The 24,934-nt window shown below is 74.4% G+C and carries 23 protein-coding genes and 1 tRNA gene; 12 read left to right on the forward strand and 12 right to left on the reverse strand.

All coding sequences use genetic code 11. From position 1 onward, the window contains the following. Window positions 1-549: an NUDIX domain-containing protein gene (locus QPK52_RS22080; RefSeq protein ID WP_410539188.1), complete on the reverse strand. Its 549-nt coding sequence runs from the start codon at window positions 547-549 to the stop codon at window positions 1-3. A gap of 94 nt (window positions 550-643) precedes the next feature. Between QPK52_RS22080 and QPK52_RS22085 the strand changes: the two genes are divergently transcribed. Next, the gene (locus QPK52_RS22085; RefSeq protein WP_410539190.1) at window positions 644-2,299 is read left to right on the forward strand and encodes an FAD-binding dehydrogenase; all 1,656 of its coding nucleotides are present in this window, start codon (window positions 644-646) and stop codon (window positions 2,297-2,299) included. 62 nt (window positions 2,300-2,361) lie between these two features. On the opposite strand, the gene QPK52_RS22090 is transcribed toward QPK52_RS22085, so the two are convergent. Further along, window positions 2,362-2,446, reverse strand: a tRNA-Leu gene (locus QPK52_RS22090). Window positions 2,447-2,552: 106 nt separating this feature from the next. Here QPK52_RS22090 and QPK52_RS22095 point away from each other — a divergent pair. The 3 genes from QPK52_RS22095 to QPK52_RS22105 all read left to right on the forward strand — a co-directional run bounded on the left by QPK52_RS22095 (window position 2,553) and on the right by QPK52_RS22105 (window position 5,381). Further along, a complete protein-coding gene (locus QPK52_RS22095) occupies window positions 2,553-3,923 on the forward strand; it encodes a M20/M25/M40 family metallo-hydrolase (protein ID WP_410539191.1) in 1,371 nt (456 codons plus the stop codon). Between the two features lie 150 nt (window positions 3,924-4,073). Then, the gene (locus tag QPK52_RS22100) at window positions 4,074-4,307 is read left to right on the forward strand and encodes a chaplin (protein ID WP_410539192.1); all 234 of its coding nucleotides are present in this window, start codon (window positions 4,074-4,076) and stop codon (window positions 4,305-4,307) included. 168 nt (window positions 4,308-4,475) lie between these two features. Continuing rightward, on the forward strand, window positions 4,476-5,381 hold the full coding sequence (locus QPK52_RS22105; protein ID WP_410539193.1) for a chaplin: 906 nt from the start codon (window positions 4,476-4,478) through the stop codon (window positions 5,379-5,381). 88 nt (window positions 5,382-5,469) lie between these two features. On the opposite strand, the gene QPK52_RS22110 is transcribed toward QPK52_RS22105, so the two are convergent. After that, window positions 5,470-5,658: a DUF5703 family protein gene (locus tag QPK52_RS22110; protein WP_093662929.1), complete on the reverse strand. Its 189-nt coding sequence runs from the start codon at window positions 5,656-5,658 to the stop codon at window positions 5,470-5,472. A 47-nt stretch (window positions 5,659-5,705) separates the two neighbouring features. Between QPK52_RS22110 and QPK52_RS22115 the strand changes: the two genes are divergently transcribed. After that, a complete protein-coding gene (locus QPK52_RS22115) occupies window positions 5,706-6,413 on the forward strand; it encodes a hypothetical protein (RefSeq protein WP_410539194.1) in 708 nt (235 codons plus the stop codon). A 54-nt stretch (window positions 6,414-6,467) separates the two neighbouring features. Here the strand turns inward: QPK52_RS22115 and QPK52_RS22120 are convergent, their stop codons facing one another. After that, on the reverse strand, window positions 6,468-8,543 hold the full coding sequence (locus QPK52_RS22120; protein WP_410539195.1) for a helix-hairpin-helix domain-containing protein: 2,076 nt from the start codon (window positions 8,541-8,543) through the stop codon (window positions 6,468-6,470). After that, the gene (locus tag QPK52_RS22125) at window positions 8,540-9,523 is read right to left on the reverse strand and encodes an aldo/keto reductase (protein WP_410539196.1); all 984 of its coding nucleotides are present in this window, start codon (window positions 9,521-9,523) and stop codon (window positions 8,540-8,542) included. Before QPK52_RS22125 ends, QPK52_RS22120 begins: the two co-directional genes overlap by 4 nt. A gap of 75 nt (window positions 9,524-9,598) precedes the next feature. Between QPK52_RS22125 and QPK52_RS22130 the strand changes: the two genes are divergently transcribed. Together QPK52_RS22130 and QPK52_RS22135 are read left to right on the forward strand one after the other, a co-directional pair. Further along, entirely contained in the window at window positions 9,599-10,651 is a 1,053-nt protein-coding gene (locus tag QPK52_RS22130; protein ID WP_410539197.1) for an LLM class F420-dependent oxidoreductase, read from the forward strand. Between the two features lie 284 nt (window positions 10,652-10,935). After that, window positions 10,936-11,880 carry a ferritin-like domain-containing protein gene (locus tag QPK52_RS22135; protein ID WP_410539198.1) on the forward strand — a complete coding sequence of 315 codons (945 nt, stop codon included), beginning with the start codon at window positions 10,936-10,938 and terminating at the stop codon, window positions 11,878-11,880. Here the strand turns inward: QPK52_RS22135 and corA are convergent. Further along, a complete protein-coding gene (gene corA / locus QPK52_RS22140) occupies window positions 11,858-12,850 on the reverse strand; it encodes a magnesium/cobalt transporter CorA (protein WP_410540440.1) in 993 nt (330 codons plus the stop codon). The genes QPK52_RS22135 and corA overlap by 23 nt on opposite strands. A gap of 112 nt (window positions 12,851-12,962) precedes the next feature. On the opposite strand from corA, the gene QPK52_RS22145 reads away from it, so the two are divergent. The 4 genes from QPK52_RS22145 to mshC all read left to right on the forward strand — a co-directional run bounded on the left by QPK52_RS22145 (window position 12,963) and on the right by mshC (window position 16,685). After that, window positions 12,963-13,676 carry a histidine phosphatase family protein gene (locus QPK52_RS22145; RefSeq protein ID WP_410539199.1) on the forward strand — a complete coding sequence of 238 codons (714 nt, stop codon included), beginning with the start codon at window positions 12,963-12,965 and terminating at the stop codon, window positions 13,674-13,676. Between the two features lie 144 nt (window positions 13,677-13,820). Further along, window positions 13,821-14,411 carry a DUF3090 domain-containing protein gene (locus QPK52_RS22150; protein ID WP_410539201.1) on the forward strand — a complete coding sequence of 197 codons (591 nt, stop codon included), beginning with the start codon at window positions 13,821-13,823 and terminating at the stop codon, window positions 14,409-14,411. Further along, window positions 14,375-15,298, forward strand: coding sequence for an SCO1664 family protein (locus QPK52_RS22155; protein ID WP_410539202.1), 924 nt, complete (start codon window positions 14,375-14,377; stop codon window positions 15,296-15,298). Before QPK52_RS22150 ends, QPK52_RS22155 begins: the two co-directional genes overlap by 37 nt. Window positions 15,299-15,455: 157 nt before the next feature. Continuing rightward, window positions 15,456-16,685, forward strand: a complete 1,230-nt coding sequence (gene mshC / locus QPK52_RS22160) for a cysteine--1-D-myo-inosityl 2-amino-2-deoxy-alpha-D-glucopyranoside ligase (protein WP_410539203.1) — start codon at window positions 15,456-15,458, stop codon at window positions 16,683-16,685. Between the two features lie 152 nt (window positions 16,686-16,837). Here the strand turns inward: mshC and QPK52_RS22165 are convergent, their stop codons facing one another. Then, window positions 16,838-17,872, reverse strand: a complete 1,035-nt coding sequence (locus QPK52_RS22165) for a PAC2 family protein (RefSeq protein ID WP_410539204.1) — start codon at window positions 17,870-17,872, stop codon at window positions 16,838-16,840. A gap of 232 nt (window positions 17,873-18,104) precedes the next feature. Between QPK52_RS22165 and QPK52_RS22170 the strand changes: the two genes are divergently transcribed. Next, window positions 18,105-19,121, forward strand: coding sequence for an aldo/keto reductase (locus tag QPK52_RS22170; RefSeq protein ID WP_410539205.1), 1,017 nt, complete (start codon window positions 18,105-18,107; stop codon window positions 19,119-19,121). Between the two features lie 21 nt (window positions 19,122-19,142). Here the strand turns inward: QPK52_RS22170 and QPK52_RS22175 are convergent, their stop codons facing one another. From QPK52_RS22175 to QPK52_RS22195, 5 genes are all read right to left on the reverse strand, one after another. Further along, window positions 19,143-19,658: a DinB family protein gene (locus tag QPK52_RS22175; RefSeq protein WP_410539206.1), complete on the reverse strand. Its 516-nt coding sequence runs from the start codon at window positions 19,656-19,658 to the stop codon at window positions 19,143-19,145. Between the two features lie 142 nt (window positions 19,659-19,800). After that, on the reverse strand, window positions 19,801-21,420 hold the full coding sequence (locus QPK52_RS22180; RefSeq protein WP_410539207.1) for an FAD-dependent oxidoreductase: 1,620 nt from the start codon (window positions 21,418-21,420) through the stop codon (window positions 19,801-19,803). 5 nt (window positions 21,421-21,425) lie between these two features. Further along, a complete protein-coding gene (gene glpK / locus QPK52_RS22185; protein WP_410539208.1) occupies window positions 21,426-22,943 on the reverse strand; it encodes a glycerol kinase GlpK in 1,518 nt (505 codons plus the stop codon). Window positions 22,944-23,018: 75 nt separating this feature from the next. After that, entirely contained in the window at window positions 23,019-23,807 is a 789-nt protein-coding gene (locus tag QPK52_RS22190) for an MIP/aquaporin family protein (protein ID WP_410539209.1), read from the reverse strand. Window positions 23,808-24,163: 356 nt separating this feature from the next. Beyond that, the gene (locus QPK52_RS22195) at window positions 24,164-24,928 is read right to left on the reverse strand and encodes an IclR family transcriptional regulator (RefSeq protein ID WP_410539210.1); all 765 of its coding nucleotides are present in this window, start codon (window positions 24,926-24,928) and stop codon (window positions 24,164-24,166) included. Window positions 24,929-24,934 lie beyond the last annotated feature (6 nt).

Genomic DNA, 24,934 nt, shown 5'->3' on the forward strand with positions numbered 1-24,934 from the left:
CTACGCGGGACCTCCGCCCCGCTCCCGGTGCCACTCCTTCAGCCGCCGGTGGCACTCCAGCCCGTCGGGCACCACGTCCCACTCCGCCAGCCGCCGCTCCACCTCGTCCTCCGGCAGGAAGTCCCACCAGGCGACCTCCTCGGGCTGAGGGCGCACCGGCAGCTCGCACCGCACCTCGTAGACGGCCAGGAACCAGGTGTGCTCCGGCGACTCGTACAGGAAGGTCAGCCGGTGCTCCGGGTGCGGCAGCCCGCTCACCCCGAGCTCCTCCTCGGCCTCGCGCAGCGCCGCCTCGTCGTAGCTCTCGCCCGCGCCGACCACGCCCCCGACCACCACGTCGTACATCGAGGGGAAGACCAGCTTCCCCGGGGTGCGGCGGTGCACGAAGATCCGGCCCTCGGCGTCCCGCACCCGTACCGAAACGCACCTGTGCCGCATCCGCCGGGCGGTGGCCGTACCGCGCCGGGCCCGGCCGATCACGCGGTCGTACTCGTCCACGATGTCCAGCAGTTCGTCCGCGGATCCGCCCGCCGTCTCCTTACTCGTCATCCGATCATCAAAGCAGCCCGCAGGGGTGCCGCGGGCCCGGGCGTGGGGTTACTCTCCGGTCACCAGCGGGACGGACCGAGGAGCGGATGGGCCGATGGCGTACGACGCCGATGTGATCGTGATCGGGGCGGGCCTGGCCGGGCTCGCGGCCACCGCCGAACTGGCCGACGCCGGGCGGAAGGTGATCCTGCTCGACCAGGAGCCCGAAGCCTCCCTGGGCGGCCAGGCGCACTGGTCCTTCGGCGGGCTGTTCCTCGTCGGCTCCCCCGAGCAGCGCCGCATGCGCGTGCGCGACAGCCGCGAACTGGCCTGGCAGGACTGGCTCGGCACGGCCGGCTTCGACCGGGAGGAGGACGCCTGGCCGCGCCGCTGGGCCGAGGCGTACGTCGACTTCGCCGCCGGGGAGAAGCGCGCCTGGCTGCGTGCCCAGGGCGTGCGGCTGTTCCCCGTCGTCGGCTGGGCCGAGCGGGGCGGCTACGACGCCACCGGCCACGGCAACTCGGTGCCGCGCTTCCACATCACCTGGGGCACCGGGCCGGGCCTGGTCGAGCCCTTCGAGCGACGGGTGCGCCGGGGCGCCGAACGGGGTCTGGTGGACCTGCGCTTCCGCCACCGCGTCACGGGGCTGGCCCGCAGCGCCGGAGCGGTGGACACCGTCACCGGCGAGGTGCTCGCCCCCAGCGGCGCCGCGCGCGGCACGGCCAGCGGCCGGGAGGCGACCGGTGTCTTCGAACTGCGCGCCCAGGCCGTGATCGTCGCCTCCGGAGGCATCGGCGGCAACCACGACCTCGTCCGCGCCAACTGGCCGGAGCGCCTGGGCACCCCGCCCAGGCGGATGCTCTCCGGAGTGCCCGCCCACGTCGACGGGGCGATGCTCGGCATCGCCGAGGAGGCCGGCGGCCGGATCGTCAACCGCGACCGGATGTGGCACTACACCGAGGGAGTCGAGAACTGGGACCCGATCTGGGCGCGGCACGGCATCCGCATCCTGCCCGGCCCCTCCTCCCTGTGGCTGGACGCCACCGGCAGGCGGCTGCCGGTGCCGCTCTTCCCCGGCTTCGACACGCTCGGCACCCTTGAGCACATCATGGGCACGGGGTACGAGTACACCTGGTTCGTCCTCACGAGGAAGATCATCGAGAAGGAGTTCGCGCTCTCCGGCTCCGAGCAGAACCCCGACCTCACCGGCCGCAGCGTCCGCCAGGTCCTGGGCCGTGCCCGCTCCGGAGCGCCCGGCCCGGTGCGCGCCTTCATGGACAAGGGCGCCGACTTCGTCGTCGAGCGCGACCTCTCCGCCCTGGTGCGCGGCATGAACGCGCTCACCGGCGACGATCTGATCGACGAGGCCGCCCTGCGCCGCGAGATCACCGCCCGCGACCGCGAGATCGCCAACACCTTCACCAAGGACCTCCAGATCACCGCGATCCGCGGCGCCCGCACCTACCTCGGCGACAAGCTGATCCGCGTCGCCCCGCCCCACCGCCTGCTGGACCCGGAGGCGGGCCCGCTGATCGCCGTGCGCCTGAACATCCTCACCCGCAAGACCCTCGGCGGCCTGGAGACCGATCTGTCCTCCCGCGTCCTCACCGCCGGCGGCGAGCCGCTGCCCGGCCTCTACGCGGTGGGCGAGGCCGCCGGCTTCGGCGGCGGGGGCATGCACGGCTACCGCTCCCTGGAGGGCACCTTCCTGGGCGGCTGCCTGTTCTCGGGCCGCACCGCGGGCCGCGCGGCGGCGAAGGCGGTGGGCTGAGGCGGCACGGCACGGACGGCGAAGGCCCCCGCGGATCTCCGCGGGGGCCTTCGCCTCTTCCGTGTCCGGAGGGGGACTTGAACCCCCACGCCCGATAAAGGGCACTAGCACCTCAAGCTAGCGCGTCTGCCATTCCGCCACCCGGACAGGTGCGTGCCGCCGACCGTGGTCGTGGCGACGTGTAAACCATAGCACTGGAGCGGAGCCGGGCGATCACCCCGGCTCCTGTGCCTGCGGCCCCGGAGGCGGGAGGATGGGCGCGGACCCCGCAACACGAGGAGGCAGTGTGAGCGAGCCGAACGCGACCACCACCGCGGCGGAGGCGGTCAGGGGCGAGGACGAGGTCGTCGACCTGTGCCGCGATCTCATCCGGATCGACACCAGCAACTACGGCGACCACTCGGGACCGGGCGAACGGGCCGCGGCCGAGTACGTGGCGGAGAAGCTCGCGGAGGTGGGACTGGAGCCGCAGATCTTCGAGTCGCACCCGGGCCGGGCGTCGACCGTCGCCCGGATCGAGGGCGAGGACCCCTCCCGGCCCGCGCTCCTCATCCACGGGCACACCGACGTCGTCCCGGCCAACGCCGAGGACTGGACCCACCACCCGTTCTCCGGCGAGATCGCCGACGGCTGCGTGTGGGGGCGCGGAGCGGTCGACATGAAGGACATGGACGCGATGACGCTGGCGGTCGTGCGCGACCGGCTGCGCAGCGGCCGCAGGCCCCCGCGCGACATCGTGCTGGCCTTCCTCGCCGACGAGGAGGCGGGTGGCACCTGGGGGGCGAAGCACCTGGTGAAACGGCACCCGGAGCTGTTCGAGGGGGTGACCGAGGCGATCGGCGAGGTCGGCGGCTTCTCCTTCACCGTCAACGAGAAGCTGCGCCTGTACCTGGTGGAGACCGCGGAGAAGGGCATGCACTGGATGCGGCTCACCGTGGACGGCACCGCCGGGCACGGCTCGATGACCAACGACGACAACGCGATCACCGAACTGTGCGAGGCGGTCGGGCGGCTGGGGCGGCACAGGTTCCCGGTCCGGGTGACCAAGACGGTGCGCTCCTTCCTCGACGAGCTCTCCGACGCCCTCGGCGTGGAACTGGACCCGGAGGACATGGACGAGACCCTGGCCAAGCTCGGCGGCATCGCCAAGCTGATCGGGGCGACGCTGCGCAACACCGCCGCCCCGACGATGCTGGGCGCCGGCTACAAGGTCAACGTCATTCCCGGCCAGGCCGTCGCCCACGTCGACGGGCGCTTCCTGCCCGGCTACGAGGAGGAGTTCCTGGCCGACCTCGACCGGATCCTGGGCCCGCGCGTCAAGCGCGAGGACGTGCACGCCGACAAGGCGGTGGAGACCGGCTTCGACGGCGCCCTGGTGGACGCCATGCAGTCCGCGCTGAGGGCCGAGGACCCGATCGCGCGGGCCGTGCCGTACATGCTCTCCGGCGGCACCGACGCCAAGTCCTTCGACGACCTGGGCATCCGCTGCTTCGGGTTCGCCCCGCTGAAGCTGCCGCCGGAGCTGGACTTCGCCGGGATGTTCCACGGGGTGGACGAGCGGGTGCCGGTGGAGGGCCTGAAGTTCGGCGTGCGGGTGCTGGACCGCTTCCTCGACCAGTGCTGACCGGCCCGTCCCGCCTCCTCGGTAATCGCCCGTGTGTGCGCATGTGACCAGGACGGGTGAATGCGTCATCGGGCCGTAGCCCGCTTCCCCCGGTGTCGTTACAGGGAGTGCGGTCCGCGGCTGGGATCGCATTGCCAACAAGGAGGAAGAATGATCAAGAAGGTCGTCGCCGTCGCGGCTGCCACCGGTGGTCTCGTGCTCGCGGGCGCGGGTGTGGCCGCCGCCGACTCCGGTGCCCAGGGCGCTGCCATCGGCTCCCCCGGTGTCGTCTCCGGCAACGTCATCCAGGCGCCGATCCACGTCCCGGTGAACGTCTGCGGCAACACGGTCAGCGTGATCGGGCTGCTGAACCCCGCCTTCGGCAACTTCTGCGTCAACAGCTGACGTCGCGCCCGGGCTCGTGAGAGCCCGGTGCACGGCGGCCCCGGAGTGCGCGCCATGCGCTCCGGGGCCGCTGTTTCGGCGGGCGGGGAGTCGAGGAGTGCTCTCCGTCCGCGATCGCAACCGTAGATCGCAAGCCACCCGCACATCAGAGGGCAAGGGGAAGTACACATGCGACAGGTCACCAGGAAGGGCCTGATCACCATCGCCGCGGCCGGCGGCGTGCTGGCCATGTCGGGCGGCCACGCCGCCCACGCGGACGCCGAGGCCCGGGGCGTGGCCGCGGGTTCGCCGGGCGTGCTGTCCGGCAACACCGTCCAGGCTCCGGTGCACGCGCCGGTGAACGCCTGCGGCAACACCGCGACTGTCGGCGGCGGCCTCAACCCGGCCTTCGGCAACAAGTGCGCCAACGTGGACGACCACCGCGGCGGCCACCACCGGGGCGGGCACGACGGCGGGTACCACCGGGGCGGGCACGACGGTGGTCACCACCAGGGCGGGCACCAGGGCGGGCACCGCGTTGGCGGCCACCAGGAGAACCCCGGCGGGCAGCACCGCGAGCACGGCGAGGGGCACGGCAAGAAGCAGGACGGGAGGCACGCCGGCCACGGCGGTGCCAGGGCCGAGGGCGTGGCCGCGGGTTCGCCCGGCGTGCTGTCCGGCAACACCGTCCAGGCCCCCGTGCACGTGCCGGTGAACGTCTGCGGCAACTCCGTGAACGTGGTGGGTGCGCTCAACCCGGCCTTCGGCAACGAGTGCGCCAACGTGGGCGACCACGGGCCGTCCCCGGAGAAGCCCGGGCCCGAGAAGCCGAAGCCGGAGGAGCCCAAGCACCCGGAGAAGCCGAAGCCGGAGGAGCCCAAGCACCCGGAGAAGCCCAAGCCGGAGGAGCCCAAGCACCCGGAGAAGAGGGACGAGCCCCGTGCCGAGGCCCCCGAGAAGCCCGCTCCCCAGGTCATGGGCGGCGAGCTGGCCACGACCGGCACCAGCGGGCTGGGCTCGATCGCCCCGGTCGGTGCCGGGGTGCTGCTCGGCGGCGCCCTGCTCTACCGGCGCGCCCGCGCCATGCGGGGCTGACCGGCGGCCGGAAGCCACGGCCGGGAGCACGGCGAGGAGCGGGCTCCGCCCCTGCAGGGGGCGGGGTCCGCTCCTTCCGCCTTCCGCGTCACCAGGTGGCGCGCAACTGGCGGATGATCCGCCGCCGCAGCCGCACCTGGCGGCTGCCGTCGGAGTTGAGCCTGAGGCGGTCCAGTTCCCAGTGTCCGTACTCGGCGTGTTCGGTCAGCAGACGTGTGGCGGCCTTGCGGGAGACCCCGCGCGGGACGTACACATCACGAAATTCGTATTCCGGCATCACATCTATTGTGCGTGCGGGGCCCCGGTACGGATAGCGTCTGCACTATGTCTGATGCTGCGCAGCCCGGTGCTGCCGAGGTACGAGCCGCCGCCGAAGCGTTGAAGACCGCGCTGGACCGTCACCTCGAAGCCGTCGAACGACGGTCTGCCGAGGGGGGCTCGGGCGCCGGGGCCGCCCGGGCCGAGGCCGCCGTCCACGCCGCCTTCGACGAACTCGCCGCGGCGGGCGAGGCGTACGACGAGCTGTTGTACGACGTCTACGACGAGGTCACACCCTTCGAGATCCCGGGCGGCGACACCATGCCCGCCTACGCCGGGCCGGAGGAGCCCAGCACTCTCAGCGTCCTCATCCGCCGCGACTACACCGTCGTGGAGCCGCAGCGGCTGATGGCCCAGGCACAGCGCGTCACCGCGCTCGACCCGGACTCGGCGGACGCGGACGAGGAGGCGCTGGAGGGCCCCTTCGCCGGGAGCGGCGTGCATGCCGCGCTCAGCGTGCTGTTCGGCGAGTACGAACCCGACGAGATCGCCACCCGGCACGAGGAGTTCGGCCTGGAGGAGGGCGACTCCACGCTCTGGGTGATCGCGGGCGACGAGCCCGCCGAGCCGGGGGAGTGGCTGGGGTCGCCCTTCGACGGAGCCGACCCCGAGCAGGTCGTCTGCCGCTTCGACGTCAGCGCCGTCTTCGACGAGGAGGACCTCTACGAGGAGGAGGACGAGGGCGGCGGACCGGTGGTGCGGGCCGCGGACTGATCCGCGCCCTGCCGCCGGACCGCGAGCCGGTGCCGGCGGCGGGGCGCGCAGAGGTCAGCCCGCGGCCTCCGGCGGCGGGGCCGCCGCCGTCGCCGCCTGTGCGCGCAGCAGCGTGCGCAGGCGCGTCGTGCGCTCCGGGGCCGGGATCTGCGCCACCGCCCGCGGCAGCGCCTGGTCCACGCCGTGCACCACGGACAGATGCCGTTCGCCGCGGCCGAACGCCGTGTACACCCAGGCGCGGTCGAGGGCCGGGACCGCGTCGCCCGGAAGCACCACCACGGCCGCCGGCCAGCGCGTCCCGACGGCCTGGTGGGCAGTGATCGCCCAGCCGTGCCGCACCGTCCGCGCCACCCGCCCGCGCGGGACGGTGACGGCGCGGCCGGAGCAGTCCAGCCGCAGCCCCTCCTCGTCCCCCGACACCACCGTGCCCGGCGCGGTGTGTCCGGGGGAGGGGGAGTAGGCCACCCGGTCGCCCGGATCGAAGCCGCCGAACCGGCCGGGGCCGGGGTTGAGCCGCTCCTTGAGCGCGGCGTTGAGCACCCGGGTGCCCGCGGCGCCGCCGTGGCCGGGGGTGATCACCTGCGTCAGCCCGGGGGGCACCCCGAGCGCCCGCGGCACCGAGTCGGCGACGAGCTGCACGGTGCGGTGCACCGCCTCCCCGGCGTCGCGCACCGGGACGATCACCACCTCCCGTCCGGGCGCCTCCACCTGGTTCAGCTCGCCGATCCCGATGCCCGAGACCAGCTCGCCGACCGGCCCGGGATCCGGGGTGCGGGAGACCACCTGCGGGCAGACGCGCGCCGCGAGCAGATCGGCCAGCACCTGGCCGGCGCCCGCCGCGCCGAGCAGGTTCGGATCGCCGCTGAGGACCAGCCGCGCACCGTCCGGCAGCGCCTCGACCAGCATCGCGGCGCGTTCGGTGTCGAGCTGGGGGGCGTCCAGCACGGCGAGCAGGTCCAGCGCGTACGCGCCCTCCTCGTCGCGCCCGGGGCCCTCCCTGCCGGCCAGCAGCCCGTCGACGGTGACGGCCGCCGGACCCGGGCCGCCGTCCGGATCACCGTCCGGGCCGTCCGCGCCGGTGCCGTCCCCGTCGCCGCCCCGGGCGTCCAGCAGCTCCGCCAGCCGCCGCCTGCCGTCCTCGCTGTGCGCGGCGGCGTACGCCCGCAGCCCCAGTGCCCGGGCCGCGGCCACCAGGGCCGCCGGCTCGGCACGGGCGGCCTCGCCGCCGGTGTGCGCGACCAGACCGCTGCGGGCGGCGGCGCGCACCAGTTCCGCCGCGGACGGGCCGGGCGCACTGGCCGCGGCCTCCTCCCAGCGGGCCGTCTCCTCCTCCCCGGGCGGGGCGAAGGTGCCGCTCAGCCGTGCCAGGCCCTCGGCCAGACTCTCCTCGGCCAGCGCGTGGCGCTCCAGGCCGACGAGCAGCCGCACGGGCCGCTCGGCCTCCTCCTCGTCGCCCGCCCCGGGGCCGCCGGCCGCGGCATCCCCGGCTCCGGCCCCCTCCTCGCCGGCGTCCTCGAAGGCCAGCACCGCGCCCGCGTCGACCGCCTCGCCCACCGCCGTGTCCGGATCCGGCACGCCGTACCGGGCCAGCCCCTCGGCCAGGGCCTTCGAACCCAGCACCGTGTGCCCGGACAGCGCCGCCCGCTCCAGCAGCCACACCGCCAGGGCCCGGCCGCGCCGCTCGTCGCCCGGACCGCTCTCCGGCCCCAGCAGCGCCCGTGCGAAACCGTCCGCCTGCTCCGGCAGCACGCCCGGAACGGCCAGCAGCTCCCACGGATCGGCGCGCAGCACCTCCTCGGCGCCCTCGCCGAAGGTCTCCACCACGGCCGCGCCCAGCGCCGCGGGAGCGCCGCCCTCGGCCAGCAGCGCGGTGACGCCCTCGGGCACGGCCACCGGGCCGCCGGGGCCGCCCGGCCCGCCCGGCCCGCCGGGGACGCCGCCGGGCCGGGCGGCCGGGGCGGCCCGCCGGGGCCGGGGCGCGGGCCTCGGCTCGGCGAAGAACTCGGCGGCCGAGCGCTCGCCGCTCTCCACGGCGCGTACGGCGGCCATGAGCTCCGCGGCCTTGTCCCGGGCGCCCGGGGCTGCGGTCTGAGGGGCCTGATCGGCGTTGTCGGCGCCGGACGCGGTCACAGCGTGCTCCAGTCGTGATCGGGATAGCGGTGCACCGGGGCCGACACATCGTCCAGCGCCCGGCAGATCTCGTCGGGAAGCGTAAGGCTCTCCACTGACAGGGCCTCGCCGAGCTGCTGCGACGTACGCGGGCCGATGATCGGCGCGGCCACCCCGGGCCGGTCGCGCACCCATGCCAGCGCCACCTGGAGCGGGGTGACGGCCAGCCCGTCGGCGGCCGTGGCGACCGCGTCGACGATCCGCGCCGCCGCGTCGTCCAGGTAGGGCTCCACGAAGGGCGCCAGGCGCTCCGAGGCGCCGCGTGAGCCGGGCGGGGTGGAGCGGCGGTACTTGCCCGTGAGCACGCCCCGGCCCAGCGGCGAGGACGCCAGCAGCCCCACCTCCAGGTCCAGCGCGGCCGGCAGCACCTCCCGCTCCACCCCGCGCTGGAGCAGGGAGTACTCCATCTGGACGCCGGCCAGCCGGGTGCGCGCCCCCGGGGCGGCGAGCTGCCAGGAGGCGGCCTTGGCAAGCTGCCAGCCGCAGAAGCCCGCCACCCCCGCGTAGCGGGCGCGGCCGCTGCCCACCGCGGTGTCGAGGGCCTGGAGGGTCTCCTCCAGAGGGGTGAAGGGGTCGTAGGCGTGGACCTGCCACAGATCGACGTAGTCGGTGCCCAGCCGCTCCAGGGAGGCGTCCAGCGCGGCCAGCAGATGGCCGCGCGAGCAGTCGAAGCGGCGCTCGGGGTCGGGCACGCCGCCCGCCTTGGTGGCGATCACCAGGTCCCGGCGGGGCACCAGGTCCTGCACCAGCCGGCCGAGGAGGTACTCGGCGCCGCCGTCGGCGTACACGTCGGCAGTGTCCACCAGCGTCCCGCCGGCCTCCCAGAAGGTCTTCAGCAGGTCGGCCGCCTCACGCTCCCCGGTGTCCCGCGCCCAGGTGAGCGTACCGAGCCCGATCCGGGATACGCGGAGGCCGGTGCGGCCCACGTGCCTGTGCTCCATGGGCGTTGAGAGTACTTGCGGCCGCGCGCTAGAGTCCCGGCGACGGGCACGTTACCGATCGGTAAGGGGACGCGGATGAGGCTCGGGATCAACCTCGGCTACTGGGGCGCCGGGATGGACGCCGACAATCTCGCGGTCGCCCGGGAGGCCGACCGGCTGGGCTACTCCGTGTGCTGGGCCGCGGAGGCCTACGGATCGGACGCCCCCACCGTCCTGGCCTGGGTGGCGGCCCAGACCGAGCGGATCGACATCGGCTCGGCCATCCTCCAGATCCCCGCCCGCACCCCCGCCATGACGGCCATGACCGCCGCCACCCTCGACACCCTCTCCGGCGGCCGCTTCCGCCTGGGCCTGGGCGTCTCCGGGCCGCAGGTGTCCGAGGGCTGGTACGGGGTGCGGTTCGACAAGCCGCTCGCCCGCACCCGCGAGTACGTGGAGATCGTCCGCAAGGCGATGTCCCGCGAGCGGCTGACCCACTCCGGCGAGCACTGGACGCTGCCGCTGCCCGACGGCCCCGGCAAGCCGCTGAAGCTGACCGTCCACCCCGTCCGCGAGCGGATCCCGCTGTACATCGCCGCCATCGGCCCGAAGAACCTGGAGCAGACCGGCGAGATCGCCGACGGCGCACTGCTGATCTTCTTCGCCCCTGAGCACGCCGAGGAGACCACGCTCGGCGCACTGCGGGCCGGACGCGAGAAGGCGGGTCTGACCATGGAGGGCTTCGACGTGGTGCCCACCGTGCCGCTGGCCCTCGGCGACGACATCGACGCCCTGGCCGACACCTTCCGCCCGTACACCGCGCTGTACGTCGGAGGCATGGGCAGCCGCAAGCAGAACTTCTACAACCGGCTCGCCCGGCGCATGGGGTACGAGAAGGAGGCCGCCGAGATCCAGGACAGGTACCTGTCCGGGGACAAGGAGGGCGCCGCGGCCGCCGTGCCCCGGCAGCTCATCGACTCCACCGCGCTGCTCGGCCCTGTCGAGCGGATCGCCGACCGGATGCGGGCCTACGCCGAGGCGGGGGTGACCACCCTGTCGCTGGCACCGGCGGGCTTCACCCTGGAGGAGCGGATCGCCGCGCTGCGGGCCGGGGTGGAGGCTCTGGAGCGGTCCGGGACCGCCTCCTGAGGGACCGCCCCTCGTCCGCCCGCCCCGTCCCCGTCGCGCGGGGCGCGGCCGGGCGGCTCGGTCCGGCCGCGCCCCGCGCCGGGACGCGCCCACGGCCGTGGTGGGGGCTCGGGGGTCCTCCCCGCCACGGCCGTCTCCCGGCACAACGGCGCGGAGCCGCCGGGGTTACGCACGGCGGGGCGGACACGTCCGTTCGGCGCAGGGGCGGGGGTGAGCTGTTGCCGCCGCCCGCTCGCACCGGTTGACTCGGCTTCTGCGGATACGTCCACGGAAGGTGTCGGGCCATGCTGCGCAGAAGGGACCTGGTGCGGGAGGTCCTCGACGACGACGCGTCCTTCCGGCTGCTGTGCTCCCTGGCCGCCGCGGCCCAGGCGCGCAACGGCCGGGAGAGCCGCAGGATCGCCGCCCTCGTTCCCCAGGGCCGGCGCGAACTCGCCCCCGGGATGGCCCGGTACGGCGAGCTTCAGGAGCGGCACGCCCGGCTGCTGGCCGGGCTGCTCGCCGCCTGCGGTCTGGAACCGGCCGAGGTGCCCCCCGAGGCGGACCACGCCGCCCTCCTGGAGCGGCGGGGGAGTTGTCCGGCGCACGCCCGGATGAGGTGCGGGCAGCCCCTGAGCGAACGGGACGTCCTCGCCCACCTCGCCCACGGGCACGCCGCCTCGGCCCGTGCCGCCGCCTGGCTCGCCCGCCTGACCGGACACCTCTCCGGCCGCCCCGGAGCCGGCGAGGCGGTCCGGGAGATCCTCCGCGCCGAACGGGAGCACCTGGCCTGGTGCCGCGAGGGGATGCTGGGCTTCGCCCGCGCCGGCCACGTCGCGGCCGTCGAGTTGGTGCTCAGGGAGAACGCGCTGGCGGAGGCCCGCGCCCACCGCGACGCGGCCCTGGCCGTACTGGCCCGTGCCGGCCACCTGCTGGGCTGGAGCGTGGCCAGGTCGGTGGTGCTGGAGGGCGGCGTCCAGGCCCGGTACGCCTACGAGCGGCTGACCGTCCGGCGCCGCGCCGTGCGCCTGGACCCGCTCCCCCCGCTGCCGGAGCCGGAGCCGGAGCCGGAGCCGGACGCGGGACCGGGGCCGGGACCGGAACACGAGTCCGGGCTTGCGCGCGACGCGGTACGGGCCGGGTCCGTTTCCGGACCCGGGGCGGAATCCGGAGCGGGGCCCGGTGAAGGACCCGGAGCGGGGGCGAGGACTCCGTCCGGGGAGGCGGCTACAACCAGCCCCGGCGTTTGAAGAGGCGGTACAGACCGGCGCTCGCGGCGACCATCAGCACCACCACCCCCGGATAGCCCAGCGGGTGGTCCAGCTCGGGCATGTGGGCGAAGTTCATGCCGTACACCCCGGCGATCATGGTGGGGACCGCCGCCATGGCCGCCCACGCCGAGATCTTGCGCATGTCGTCGTTCTGCCGGACGCCCACCTGGGCCAGATAGGCCGACAGGATGTCCGACAGCAACCGGTCCAACGCCTCCACCTGCTCGTTCGCCCTGGTCAGATGGTCGCTGACGTCGCGGAAGAACGGGCGCGAGGCGTCGTGCACGAACGGCACGCCGGTGCCCGCCAGCCGCTCCATCGGCTCCGTCAGCGGCCCGGTGGCCCGGCGGAACTCCAGCACCTGGCGCTTGAAGCCGTAGATGCGGCCCGCCACGGCGCCGTACGCGGTGCCGCCGGGGGTGAAGACCTCCGCCTCCAGCTCCTCGAGGTCGATGTGCAGCTCGGCGGCCACCTCCATGTAGTGGTCGACCACCGAGTCGCTCACCGCGTACATCACGGCCGTCGGACCGTGCTGCAGCACCTGCGGGTTCCGCTCCAGCCGCTCGCGCACCGAGCCCAGCGGATTGGTCGTGCCGTGCCGCACCGACACCACGAAGGAGTCGCCGAGGAACAGCATCAGCTCCCCGGTGCCGACGGTGTCGGCCGCCTCGTCGTAGTCCACCGGCTTGAGCACCAGGAACAGCGAGTCCTCGTAGACCTCCAGTTTGGGGCGCTGGTGGGCCGACAGGGCGTCCTCCACCGCCAGCGGGTGCAGCCCGAACTCCCGGGAGACCTGGCCGAACTCCTCCTCGGTCGGCTCGTGCAGCCCGATCCACACGAAGGCGTCGCGGTCCGCGCGGGCCGCCCGGAGCGCCTCGGCGAGGCCGGAGGGGTCCTCGGCACGGCGTCCGTCCCGGTAGATCGCACAGTCCACAATCACACCGACGATTCTCCCCCGCCGGCCCGGCGGCACGTGCGACGGCCGCCCCCTCGGCGGCCGCCCGCCCACCGACCGGCCCCGCCCCTCCTCGGCCCCGCCGTCCTCGCCTACGCTGGCTGCCATGCCCACGCTGCTTCTCGTCCGGCACGGCCGGTCCACCGCCAACACCTCCGGACTGCTTGCCGGACGCACTCCCGGCGTCGGCCTGGACGAGCTCGGCGCCGCCCAGGCCGCCGCCCTTCCCGGACGCCTGGCCGCGCTCCCGCTGGCCGCCGCCGTCCACAGCCCGCTGGAGCGATGCCGCCAGACCCTGGCGCCGCTGGCCGCTGCCAGGCCGGAGCTGCCGCTGCACACCGAGGAGCGCATCGGCGAGTGCGACTACGGCGACTGGACCGGCCGCAAGCTCGCCGAGCTGAACGAGGAGCCGCTGATGGCCACCGTCCAGCAGCACCCCTCCGCCGCGGCCTTCCCCGGCGGCGAGACGATGCGCGGTATGCAGGCCCGGGCGGTGGAGGCCGTACGGGAGTGGAACGAGCGGATCGAGCGGGAGCACGGGCCGGACGCCACCTATCTGATGTGCTCGCACGGCGACATCATCAAGTCGCTGGTCGCCGACGCCCTCGGCATGCACCTGGACCTCTTCCAGCGCATCCACGTCGAGCCCTGCTCGGTCACCGCCGTCCGCTACACCCCGTTGCGCCCCTTCCTGCTGCGGCTGGGCGACACCGGTGACCTCACCTCGCTCGCCCCGCGCGAGGCGGACGCCGCGGACTCCGCGCACGGTGCGCCGCGGGCCGGCGGCGACGGCGGCGCGGTCGTCGGGGGCGGGGCCTGACGGCGCCGCCCGGAGGCGGGTCGCACCGCACGGGCATCCGGCCGGCACGGTCGCGGACACGGTGGCGGGTGCGGTGGTCGGCACGGTGATCGCCGTGCGCAGTAGGGTGCCAGTGTCCCAGCAGTCGAACCGATGGAGCAGGACGTGTCCCGTCAGGTGTTCCTCTACGACCCTCCGGAACGCTTCGTGGCCGGCACGGTCGGGCTGCCTGGCCGCCGGACGTTCTTCCTCCAGGCGTCCGCGGCCGGCCGCACCACCAGCGTCGCCCTGGAGAAGGCGCAGGTCGAGGCGCTCGCCGAGCGCATAGACGAACTCCTCGACGAGGTCGTGCGGCGCACCGGCGGCAGCGCCCCGGTCCCGGCCGTCGCGCCCGCCGAGACCGCCGACAACGCACCTCTGGCGACCCCGGTGGAGGAGGAGTTCCGGGTCGGCACCATGGCGCTGGCCTGGGACGGCGAGGACGAGTGCGTGGTCGTGGAGGCGCAGGCCCTCGTCGAGATCGAGGCCGACTCCGACGAGGACCTGGCCGAGGCCGAGGAGAGGCTGCTGCGGGACGACGAGAACGGCCCGCCGGTGCTGCGCGTGAGGATCAGCGGCACCATGGCCCGGGCCTTCGCCAAACGCGCCATGGAGGTCGTCAAGGCCGGCCGGCCGCCGTGCCCGCTGTGCAGTCTGCCGCTCGACCCGGAGGGACACGTATGTCCGCGCCAGAACGGATACCGCCGCGGGCTGTGAGGCCGGAGGCGCACCCCGGCGGCGTACCGCCGGCCGAACTGCTGGCCCGCGGTGAGCTGACGGTGCGCGGACGCCTCCGCGACGCCTCCAACGCGGTGCTGTACTGCACGGTCGCGGAGGCGGGCGAGGAAGGCGGGGACGGCGGGGACGGGGTGCCCTGCGTGTACAAGCCGGTGCGCGGGGAGCGCCCGCTGTGGGACTTCCCCGACGGCAGCCTCGCCCGGCGCGAGGTGGCCGCCTACGAGGTCTCCGAGGCCCTGGGCTGGCACCTGGTGCCGCCGACCGTGCTGCGCGACGGCCCGTACGGCGAGGGCATGTGCCAGCTTTGGATCGGACCCCGGCCGGACGGGACACGGGAACCGGAGGAGCGGGAGGAACCGGGAGGGGACGGCGGTCCCGCCGCCGCGGAACTGCTCGCGCTGGTGGAGGAGGGCGAGCCGGGCCCGGGCTGGAAGCCCGTCGTCCCGGTCGGCGTGGGCGGGGACCGCACCGCGCTGCTGGTGCACGCCGACGATCCCGGGCTGCGCCGCCTGGCCGTCCTGGACGCGGTGATCAACAACGCCGACCGCAAGGGCGGGCACCTGCTGACCACCCCGGACGGGAAGCTGTACGGCATCGACCACGGTGTGACCTTCCACACCGACGACAAGCTGCGCACCCTGCTGTGGGGCTGGGCGGGCGAGCCGCTGCCCGAGGAGACGCTGGAACCGCTGCGCGGCCTGTCCGCCGCGCTGGCCGACGGCGGGCCGCTCGCCGCCCGCCTGGCCGAGCTGATCACCCCCGCCGAGCTGGACGCCCTGCGCAAGCGGACCGACGCCCTGGTCGGCACCGGCCGCCACCCGCTGCCCGGCGGCGGCTGGCCCGCGATCCCCTGGCCGCCGGTCTGACCCGCCGGCCTGACCCGCCGTCCGGCTCGCCGCCCGGTCCGCCGAGCCCGCTCCCGGCGGTTCGTCAAGCGGGCCGCATCGGCCGCGGCGTTCCGGTTCAGGCCATTGCGCGCATCCCGCTCGTGGGCGGCGCCACGTGCCGGTTACGCTCATGACCATGCATGCCTGGCCCGCTTCCGAGGTGCCCGCCCTGCCAGGTCAGGGCCGAGACCTCAGCCTCCACGACACCGCGACCGGCGGACGGGTGACCCTCGCCCCCGGCCCCGTCGCCCGCCTCTACGTCTGCGGCATCACGCCGTACGACGCGACCCACATCGGGCACGCGGCGACCTACAACGCGTTCGACCTCGTGCAGCGCGTGTGGCTCGACACCAAGCGGCAGGTCCACTACGTGCAGAACGTCACCGACATCGACGACCCGCTGCTGGAGCGGGCCGCCGCCACCGGTGAGGACTGGACGGCCCTGGCCGAGCGCGAGACGGCCCTCTTCCGCGAGGACATGACCGCCCTGCGGATGCTCCCGCCCAGGCACTACGTCGGGGCCGTGGAGTCCATACCCCGGATCGTCCCCGTCATCGAGCGGCTGCGGGAGACCGGTGCCGCCTACGACCTCGAAGGCGACGTCTACTTCTCCGTCGCCGCCGACCCCCGCTTCGGCGAGGTCTCCGGTCTGGACGCCGAGACGATGCGGCGCCTGTCGGCCGAGCGCGGCGGCGACCCGGACCGCCCCGGCAAGAAGAACCCGCTCGACCCGCTGCTGTGGACGGCCGCCCGTGAGGGCGAGCCGTCCTGGGACGGCGGCTCGCTCGGCCGCGGCCGCCCCGGCTGGCACATCGAGTGCGTCGCCATCGCCCTGGAGTACCTGGGCATGGGCTTCGACGTCCAGGGCGGCGGTTCCGACCTGGCCTTCCCCCACCACGAGATGGGGGCCTCGCACGCCCAGACGCTCACCGGGGAGCACCCCTTCGCCCGCGCCTACGTCCACGCCGGGATGGTCGCCCTCCACGGCGAGAAGATGTCCAAGTCCAAGGGGAACCTGGTCTTCGTCAGCGCGCTGCGCCGCGACGGCACCGACCCGGCCGCCATCCGCCTGGCCCTGCTGGCCCACCACTACCGCGCCGACTGGGAGTGGACGGACGCCGTGCTCGACGAGGCGCTGGCCCGGCTCGGGCGCTGGCGGGCCGCGGTCTCCCGCCCCGACGGCCCGCCGGCCGACGCGCTGGTGGAGGAGATCCGCGCCGCCTTGGCCGACGACCTCGACGCTCCCGCCGCGCTGGCCGCGGTCGACCGCTGGGCCGAGCGCCAGAACGCGGACGGCGGCACGGACACCGGCGCGCCCGGCCTGGTGTCGCGGGCCGTGGACGCCCTGCTGGGCGTCGCGCTCTGAGCGTCCGCGGCCATCCGGAGCATCCTGGCGCCCGGGCGGTTCCGGGGGTTTCCGGTCGTCTCCGGCTCTCCGGACACTCCGGCACCGGCGCGTGACGGCAAAGACGGGGGCGCCCGCCGAACGGCGGGCGCCCCCGTCTTCGCGCCGTGCGCTCAGCCGTCACCCTCCGGGCCCTCGGCGCCGCCGTCCTCGCCCTCCGGGCCGCTCCCGCCCTCCGGACCGTCCTCCGGCGGCTCCGGCGGCCTCGCCGGACGCGTACGCCCCCCGGCCGAGGTGTCACGCAGATACGTACCGCCCTCGGCGGCCGTACCGCCCCCGGCGTGGCCGCCGGGCTGGCCGTCCCGCCGCCGCAGATAGCGCTCGAACTCCTTGGCGATCGCCTCGCCCGAAGCCTCCGGCAGCTCCGCGGTGTCCCGGGCCTCCTCCAGCGACTGCACGTACTCGGCCACCTCGTTGTCCTCGGCGGCGAGCTGGTCCACGCCCAGCTGCCAGGCCCGGGCGTCCTCCGGCAGCTCGCCCAGCGGGATCCGCACGTCCAGCAGGTCCTCCAGGCGGTTGAGCAGGGCGAGGGTCGCCTTGGGGTTGGGCGGCTGCGAGACGTAGTGCGGCACCGCGGCCCACAGGCTCACCGCGGGCACGCCCGCGTGGCCGCACGCCTCCTGGAGGATGCCGACGATGCCGGTGGGGCCCTCGTACCGGGACTCCTCCAGATCCATCGTGCGGGCCAGATCCGGGTCTGAGGTGACGCCCGTGACCGGGACCGGGCGGGTGTGCGGGGTGTCCCCGAGCAGCGCGCCGAGCACGACGACCATCTCCACACCCAGCTCATGGGCGAAACCCAGGATCTCGTTGCAGAAGGACCTCCAGCGCATGCTCGGCTCGATGCCGCGCACCAGCACCAGATCGCGGGCGCGGCCCCGGCCGTCGGCGTCGCCGATCCGCACCACCGACAGGCGGGTCGTCGGCCAGGTGATCCTGCGCACACCGCTCTCCAGCCACACCTGGGGGCGGTTGACCTGGAAGTCGTAGTAGTCCTCGGCGTCCAGCGCCGCGAACACCTCGCCCTTCCACTCCCGCTCCAGATGCGCGACCGCGGCGGAGGCGGCGTCACCGGCGTCGTTCCAGCCTTCGAACGCGGCCACCATGACCGGGTCGACCAGCTCGGGAACCCCCTCGAGCTCGATCACCCAGTGCCTCCTTCCGGCCGACCGGAGCACTCGCTCCGTACCGGCTGACGTTCCATTACCGTGCGGGCCCAGCCTACGGCGTGACCGTGCCCGCGCCGCAGCCATCGCACTCCTTTACCGGGCTGTGCGGTGGTGATCCGTCCGGATACCGCCGCTGCCGACCCGGGGCGGACCGCCACGACTGAACCGGTGTATACGGTAGGCGTCACCAGTGGCGGAGGAGGTGGACGGCATGACGCGACCGGCCGGACCGCGAGGAGCGGACGAGGCGAGGGAACTGGGCCGGACCGGGGTGCGGGTGCCGCCCCTCGGTCTGGGCTGCGCCCCCATCGGCAACTTCCGCCGCCCCGTGGGCGAGGAGGAGGCCCGCGCGGTCGTGGAGGCGGCCCTGGAGGAGGGCTGGAGCTACCTGGACACCGCCCCGCACTACGGCGTCGGCCTGTCCGAGGAGCGCCTGGGCCGCGCCCTGGCCGGACGCGACCGCGCCTCGTACGTGATCTCCACCAAGGCCGGCCGGCGGCTGCGCCCGCTGGGCGGGGACGAGGCGCCGCCCGACGGCGAGGGCTTCGTCGACACCCCGCCGCGCGTGCGGGAGTGGGACCTCAGCCGCGACGGCATCCGGGCCACGGTGGAGGCGTCTCTGGAGCGGCTGGGCACCGACCGGGTGGAGATCGTGCTGCTGCACGACGTGGAGAACCACGTCCGCGAGGTGTACGAGACCGGCTTCCCGGCGCTGGCCGAGCTGCGTGACGAAGGGCTGGTGCGGGCGATCGGCTTCGGCATGAACCACAGCGACCACCTCGCCCGGTTCGTCGCCGACCTCGACGCCGACGTGGTGCTGTGCGCGGGCCGCTGGACGCTGCTGGACCACCGCGCCGCCTCCGACCTGCTGCCGGTGTGCGCCCGCCGCGGCACCTCCGTCGTCGTCGGCGGGGTCTACAACTCCGGGCTGCTCGCAGACCCCCGCCCCGGCGCCCACTTCGACTACCGCCAGGCGCCGCCGTGGCTGGTGGAGCGGGCGCGGCGGATCCAGGAGGTGTGCGGGGAGTTCGGCGTGCCGCTGCGGGCGGCCGCGCTGCGCTTCCCGTTCGGCCACCCGGCGGTGGCCTCGGTGGTCGTCGGCTGCTCCACCGAGGAGGAGGTACGGGACAACGCGCGGATGTTCGCCCACCGGGTCCCGGGCGCGATGTGGCGCGCGCTGGTCGAACGCGGGCTGCTGGGGGAGGACCTGCCGCTGCCGGAGGGGTGAGGGGAGCGTGACGGCCGACGGCTACCGTTCCACGTCGTGCAGGTGGTGGACGGGGTCGTGGACGAAGTAGCGGGCGATGGACTCCACCGTGAAGCGGGAGCCGTCGCTGCGGTCGCCGGTGCGCCCCCACTGCGCGCCGGACACCGCGGCGAACCGCGCGGCCAGGACCTCGCCCGCCTCCCCCAGCTCGTCGGCGACCCGGTGCGGGTCCTGCTCGCCGTAGCGCTCGGCGACGGCGGTGGCGTCCTGGTCCCAGTCGGGGAAGGACGGGGAGTCCTCGGCGAGCATCAGCCGCAGCCGCCGGTCGAAGATCCGGAACGCATCGCGTACATGGCAGGCGTACTCCAGCGGGGACCAGACGTCCGGAGCGGGGCGCTCGCGCACGTCGGCGCGCTCCAGGACGGGGCGCCAGGCGGCGGTGTTCTCCCGCAGCAGGGCGGGTACGTCCTCGCCTCCCACCCGCCGGGAGTCGAAGCCGCACTCGGGGCAGGGACGCTCCAGCACCCAGGTCCAGTTCCTGGTGTCGGGTTCGATCACGACCCGAGCATCCCGCGCCGCGGCGTCCGGCACCAGCGATTCCTTCTTCACCCGAAGGTGTAGTGCCGCTTGAGCGGCGGCGTGCCGCGGGCCCGCACGGCGGGCGGGGGCCGTGGCCGTGCGGGCCCGGGGCGCGCGGGGATCAGGACCGGCGCCCGTCCAGCACCTTCGCGACCCCGGCGCGGATCTCCTCGGTGTCCAGACCGCGAACGGTCAGCGTGGTGCGGCGGCGCAGCACGTCGTCCGCCGTCGCGGCCCACTCGCGGTCCCGGGCGTAGACGACCTGCGCCCAGATCTCCGGAGCGTCCGGATGGACGCGCTCGCCCAGCGCCGGATCCTCGTGCACCAGACGGGCGATGTCGAACGCCAGCGCCCCGTAGTGGGTCGCCAGGTGCCGGGCGGTCCGCGGGTCGAGCCGGGAGCCCGGCTCGCGGTCCACCAGCAGCCGGTGGGCGACCGCGTCCGGATTGGCCACCCCCGGCAGCGGCACCCGCCGCACCAGCTCGGAGGCCGGTACGGCGTCCTCGGCGAAACCGGTCCGCGCGGTGCCCGGCAGCGTCGCCAGCTTCCGCAGGACGGTGCGGCCGATGTGCCGGTAGGTGGTCCACTTGCCGCCCGCGACCGAGAGCATCCCGCCGCGGCCCTCGGTGACGACCGTCTCCCGCCTGGCCGACTCCACACCGCCCGGGCCGCCGGGCAGCACCCGCAGGCCCGCGAAGGCGTACGTCACCAGCTCCGGCGAGAGCTGCTCGTCGCGCACCGAGAGCGCGGCCTCGTCCAGGATCTGCCGGACGTCGGAGTCGGTGGCCGACACCTCTGCCGGATCGCCCTCGTAGGCCTCGTCGGTGGTGCCCAGCAGCAGGTGGTCCTCCCAGGGGAGGGCGAAGGTGATGCGGTACCTGTCCACGGGCGTGGCCATCGCCGCCCGCCACGGCGCCGCCCGCCTCAGCACCAGGTGCGCGCCCTTGGACAGCCGGACGCTGGGCTCGGCGCCCGCGTACTCCATCCGCCGCAGGCGGTCCACCCACGGTCCGGTGGCGTTGAGCACCAGCCGGGCGTCCACCTTGAACTCCGCGCCGTCCAGCCGGTCCCTCAGCTCCGCGCCGGTGACCCGGCCGCGGGTGAAGCGCAGACCGGTGACCTCGGCGTGGTTGAGGACGACGGCGCCGGAGTCCACGGCGGCGCGGACGGTCATCACCGCGACCCGGGAGTCGTTCATCTGGTGGTCGCCGTAGACCGCGACCGCCTTGAGGCCCTCGGTGCGCAGGGCCGGGTTCTCGGCGGCGGCCTTCGCCGGGGAGATCAGCCGGCCCACCCCGTCGCCGAAGGCGGACAGGGCGGAGTAGGCGAAGACGCCCGCGCCGAGCTTGGCGGCGCCGTGCGGGCCGCCCCGGTAGACGGGCAGGTGGAAGGTGAGCGGACTGACCAGGTGCGGAGCCACGTCCCTGGCCAGCACCCGCCGCTCGTGGTGGTTCTCGGCGACCAGTTTCACCGCGCCGGTCTGCAGGTAGCGCAGCCCGCCGTGGACCAGTTTGGAGGAGGCGGAGGAGGTGGCGCCGGCGAAGTCGCCGGCGTCCACCATCGCCACCCGCAGCCCCGACTGCGCCGCGTGCCAGGCGACGGAGGTGCCCAGGATGCCGCCGCCGACGACCAGCAGGTCGAAGACTGCGCCTTCCAGTACCTCCCGGGTCTCGGCACGGCCAGGGTCCGGACCGGCGGCCGGGCGCGCCCCGAGGGTGGGGACGCTTCGGAGGGTGTTCATACGGATCAGTTCTCCTCTTCGAGCCAGCCCATGGCCCGCTCCACGGCCTTGAGCCAGTTCTTGTACTCGCGTTCGCGTACGTCGGCCTCCATCCGCGGCGTCCACTCCGCGGCCCGCCGCCAGTTGGCGCGCAGGGCGTCGGTGTCCGGCCAGAAGCCGACGGCCAGGCCGGCGGCGTAGGCGGCGCCCAGGCAGGTCGTCTCGGCGACCATCGGCCGGACGACCGGGGCGTCCAGGACGTCGGAGATGCACTGCATCAGCAGGTTGTTGCTGGTCATGCCGCCGTCCACCTTCAGTGCGGTCAGTTCGACGCGGGAGTCCTTCTCCATCGCGTCGACGATCTCGCGGGTCTGCCAGGCCGTCGCCTCCAGCACCGCGCGGGCGATGTGCGCCTTGGTGACGTAGCGCGTCAGGCCCGCTATGACGCCCCGGGCGTCGGAGCGCCAGTAGGGGGCGAACAGCCCGGAGAAGGCCGGGACGAAGTACGCGCCGCCGTTGTCCTCGACCGAGCTGGCCAGCGTCTCGATCTCGGCGGCGCTGTTGATCAGGCCCATCTGGTCGCGCATCCACTGGACCAACGAACCGGTGACCGCGATCGATCCCTCGAGCGCGTAGACCGGGTCCTGGCCGCCGATGCGGTACCCGACGGTGGTCAGCAGGCCGTTGTAGGAGTTGACCGCCTCGGAACCGGTGTTGAGCAGCAGGAACGTACCGGTCCCGTAGGTCGACTTGGCCTCGCCCGGCGAGAAGCAGGTCTGGCCGAACAGCGCGGCCTGCTGGTCGCCGAGCGCGGAGGCCACCGGGACGCCCGCAAGCGCCCCGCGGGCCTCGCCGTAGACCTCGGCGGAGGAGCGGATCTCGGGCAGCACCGCCATGGGCACGCCCAGGGACTCGCAGATTCGCGGGTCCCAGTCCAGGGTACGCAGGTTCATCAGCAGGGTGCGGGAGGCGTTGGTGACATCGGTCACGTGCACACCGCCGTCGGGGCCGCCGGTGAGGTTCCAGATCACCCAGGAGTCCATCGTGCCGAAGAGGATCTCGCCGGCCTCGGCGCGCTCGCGCAGCCCCTCGACGTTCTCCAGCAGCCAGCGGATCTTCGGGCCCGCGAAGTAGGAGGCCAGCGGCAGGCCGGTCTCGCGGCGGAAGCGGTCCTGCCCGACGTTGCGCCCCAGTTCCCGGCAGAGCGCGTCGGTGCGGGTGTCCTGCCAGACGATGGCGTTGTGCACCGGCTCGCCGGTGGCTCTGTCCCACAGCAGTGTCGTCTCACGCTGGTTGGTGATGCCCAGCGCCCGCACGTCCTCGCGCGTGATGCCCGCCCTGTCCAGGGCCTGGGCGACCACCTCCTGGACGTTGGCCCAGATCTCGGCGGCGTCGTGCTCGACCCAGCCGGGCTCGGGGAAGATCTGCTCGTGCTCCTTCTGGCCGACCGAGACGATGCGGCCGTCCCGGTCGAAGACGATGCAGCGGCTGGATGTGGTGCCCTGGTCGATGGCGGCGATGAACTCGCGGCGGGTGTCGCTCATGTCGGGGTGCTCCAAGGGTGGGCGGCGGGGAAGGGGGCGGGGGAGGGGAGCGAGGGGAGGAGGCGGGGCGGGCGGTCAGGCGAACGCGAGCCGGTAGAGGACGCCCGCGAGGGCTCCGCCCAGCAGGGGGCCCACCACCGGCACCCAGGCGTAGCCCCAGTCCGACCCGCCCTTGTTGGGCAGCGGGAGCAGGGCGTGCACGATGCGCGGCCCGAGGTCGCGGGCCGGGTTGATCGCGTACCCGGTCGGGCCGCCCAGCGAGAGGCCGATCCCGACGACGACCAGGGCGGTGACGAGGACGCCGGTGCCGGACAGGGCCAGCCCCTCGGTGAGGCCCTGGGTGAGGATGGCCAGGACCAGTACGACGGTGGCGATGGTCTCGGTGGCCAGGTTCTGCACGGGACTGCGGATCTCGGGAGCGGTGGAGAAGATCCCGAGCACCGGACCGGGGGCGTCGGACCGGCGGCGGTCCGCGGCGGCCGTCGTCTGGGCGCCGGGGCCGCCCACGACCTCGCGGTGGGTCAGGTGCGCCAGGAAGTGGCCGTAGTAGGAGACCCACACCAGGGCGGCGCCGATCATGGCGCCGAGCAGCTGGCCGGCGAAGTAGGCGGGCACCTTGGCCCACTCCCCGCTCTGCACGGCGATGCCCACGGTGACCGCCGGGTTGAGGTGGGCGCCGGAGAGGCCCAGGGAGATGTAGGCGGCGGTGAGGACGGCGAATCCCCAGCCGAAGGTGATGGCGACCCAGCCGGCGCCCATCGCCTTGGAGCGTCTGAGCGTGACGGCGGCGCAGACACCGCCGCCCAGCAGGATCAGGACGGCGGTGCCGATGACCTCGCCCAGGAATATGTCGGAGCTGGACACCCGCGACTCCTTTGCTCTTGTCCGGAGGGAGCCAGATGGAAGAGGTGGGGGAGGCGGACCGAGTTCCGTTCGCTGTTCGACATTGTCGACCGCCGAACGGCAGTTTTATACCAGTCGAACATCTCGTCAAGGGTGCGGACGTCGGATCGTGCCGGCGAACACGGTTCACGCGGGCGGAACCGCACGGGAGCGGCCGGGGTGAGCGGGGGCGTGCGCGGATGTCTTCGAACCATGCCCAGGGGCGACCGCTTCGAACCGGACGAGGGCCGGCATCGAACGAACAATGTGCCGAGCGGATGAACAGGCTCCTGCCGTCGACGGTTCGGCGCAGTCGGGGCCACGCGGCACCCGGCGGTTCAGAAGCGGCCCGCACCCAGGTCGCGCGACACGGCCCGCGCGCAGTCCCGTACGGCCGCCACCAGCCGCGGCTGCATCTCCCCGTCCGCGCACACCCGCTCCACCGCGCCGGTGACGGCCACGGCGCCCACCGGCATCCGGCGGCGGTCGTGGACGGGAGCGGCGATGGAGGCGACCCCCTCCCAGGTCTCCTCCACATCGGCCGCCCAGCCGCGGGCCCGGGTCAGCTCCAGGACCCCCTCGAACGCCTCCGGGTCGGTGATCGTGCGGGCGGTCAGCGCCTCGCGTTCGGAGTCCATCGCCTCGCTGTGGGCCACCGGGTCGTACGCGGCCAGCACCTTGCCCAGCGCGGTGCTGTGCAGCGGCTGCATCGCCCCCACCTCCAGCACCTGCCGGCTGTCGTCGGGGCGGAATACATGGTGCACGATCAGTACGCCCTGCTGGTGGAGCACGCCCAGGTAGACGCTCTCGCCGCTGGAGCGGGCCAGGTCGTCGGTCCATACCAGGGCGCGGGCCCGCAGTTCGTGGACATCCAGGTAGCTGTTGCCCAGCCGCAGCAGTTCCGCGCCCAGCTGGTACCGGCCCGAGGCGGGATCCTGCTCGACGAAGCCCTCCTGCTGAAGGGTGCGCAGCAGGCCGTGGGCGGTGCCCTTGGCCAGGCCCAGGGTGGAGGCGATGTCGGACAGCCCGAGGCGCCGCTCACCCCCGGCGAGCAGCCGCAGCACCGCCGCCGCCCGCTCCAGCGACTGGATGGTCCGGGCCATCGCGCA

The sequence above is a fragment of the Streptomyces sp. KL2 genome, assembly GCF_046529545.1.
Classification (GTDB): Bacteria; Actinomycetota; Actinomycetes; order Streptomycetales; family Streptomycetaceae; genus Streptomyces; species Streptomyces radiopugnans.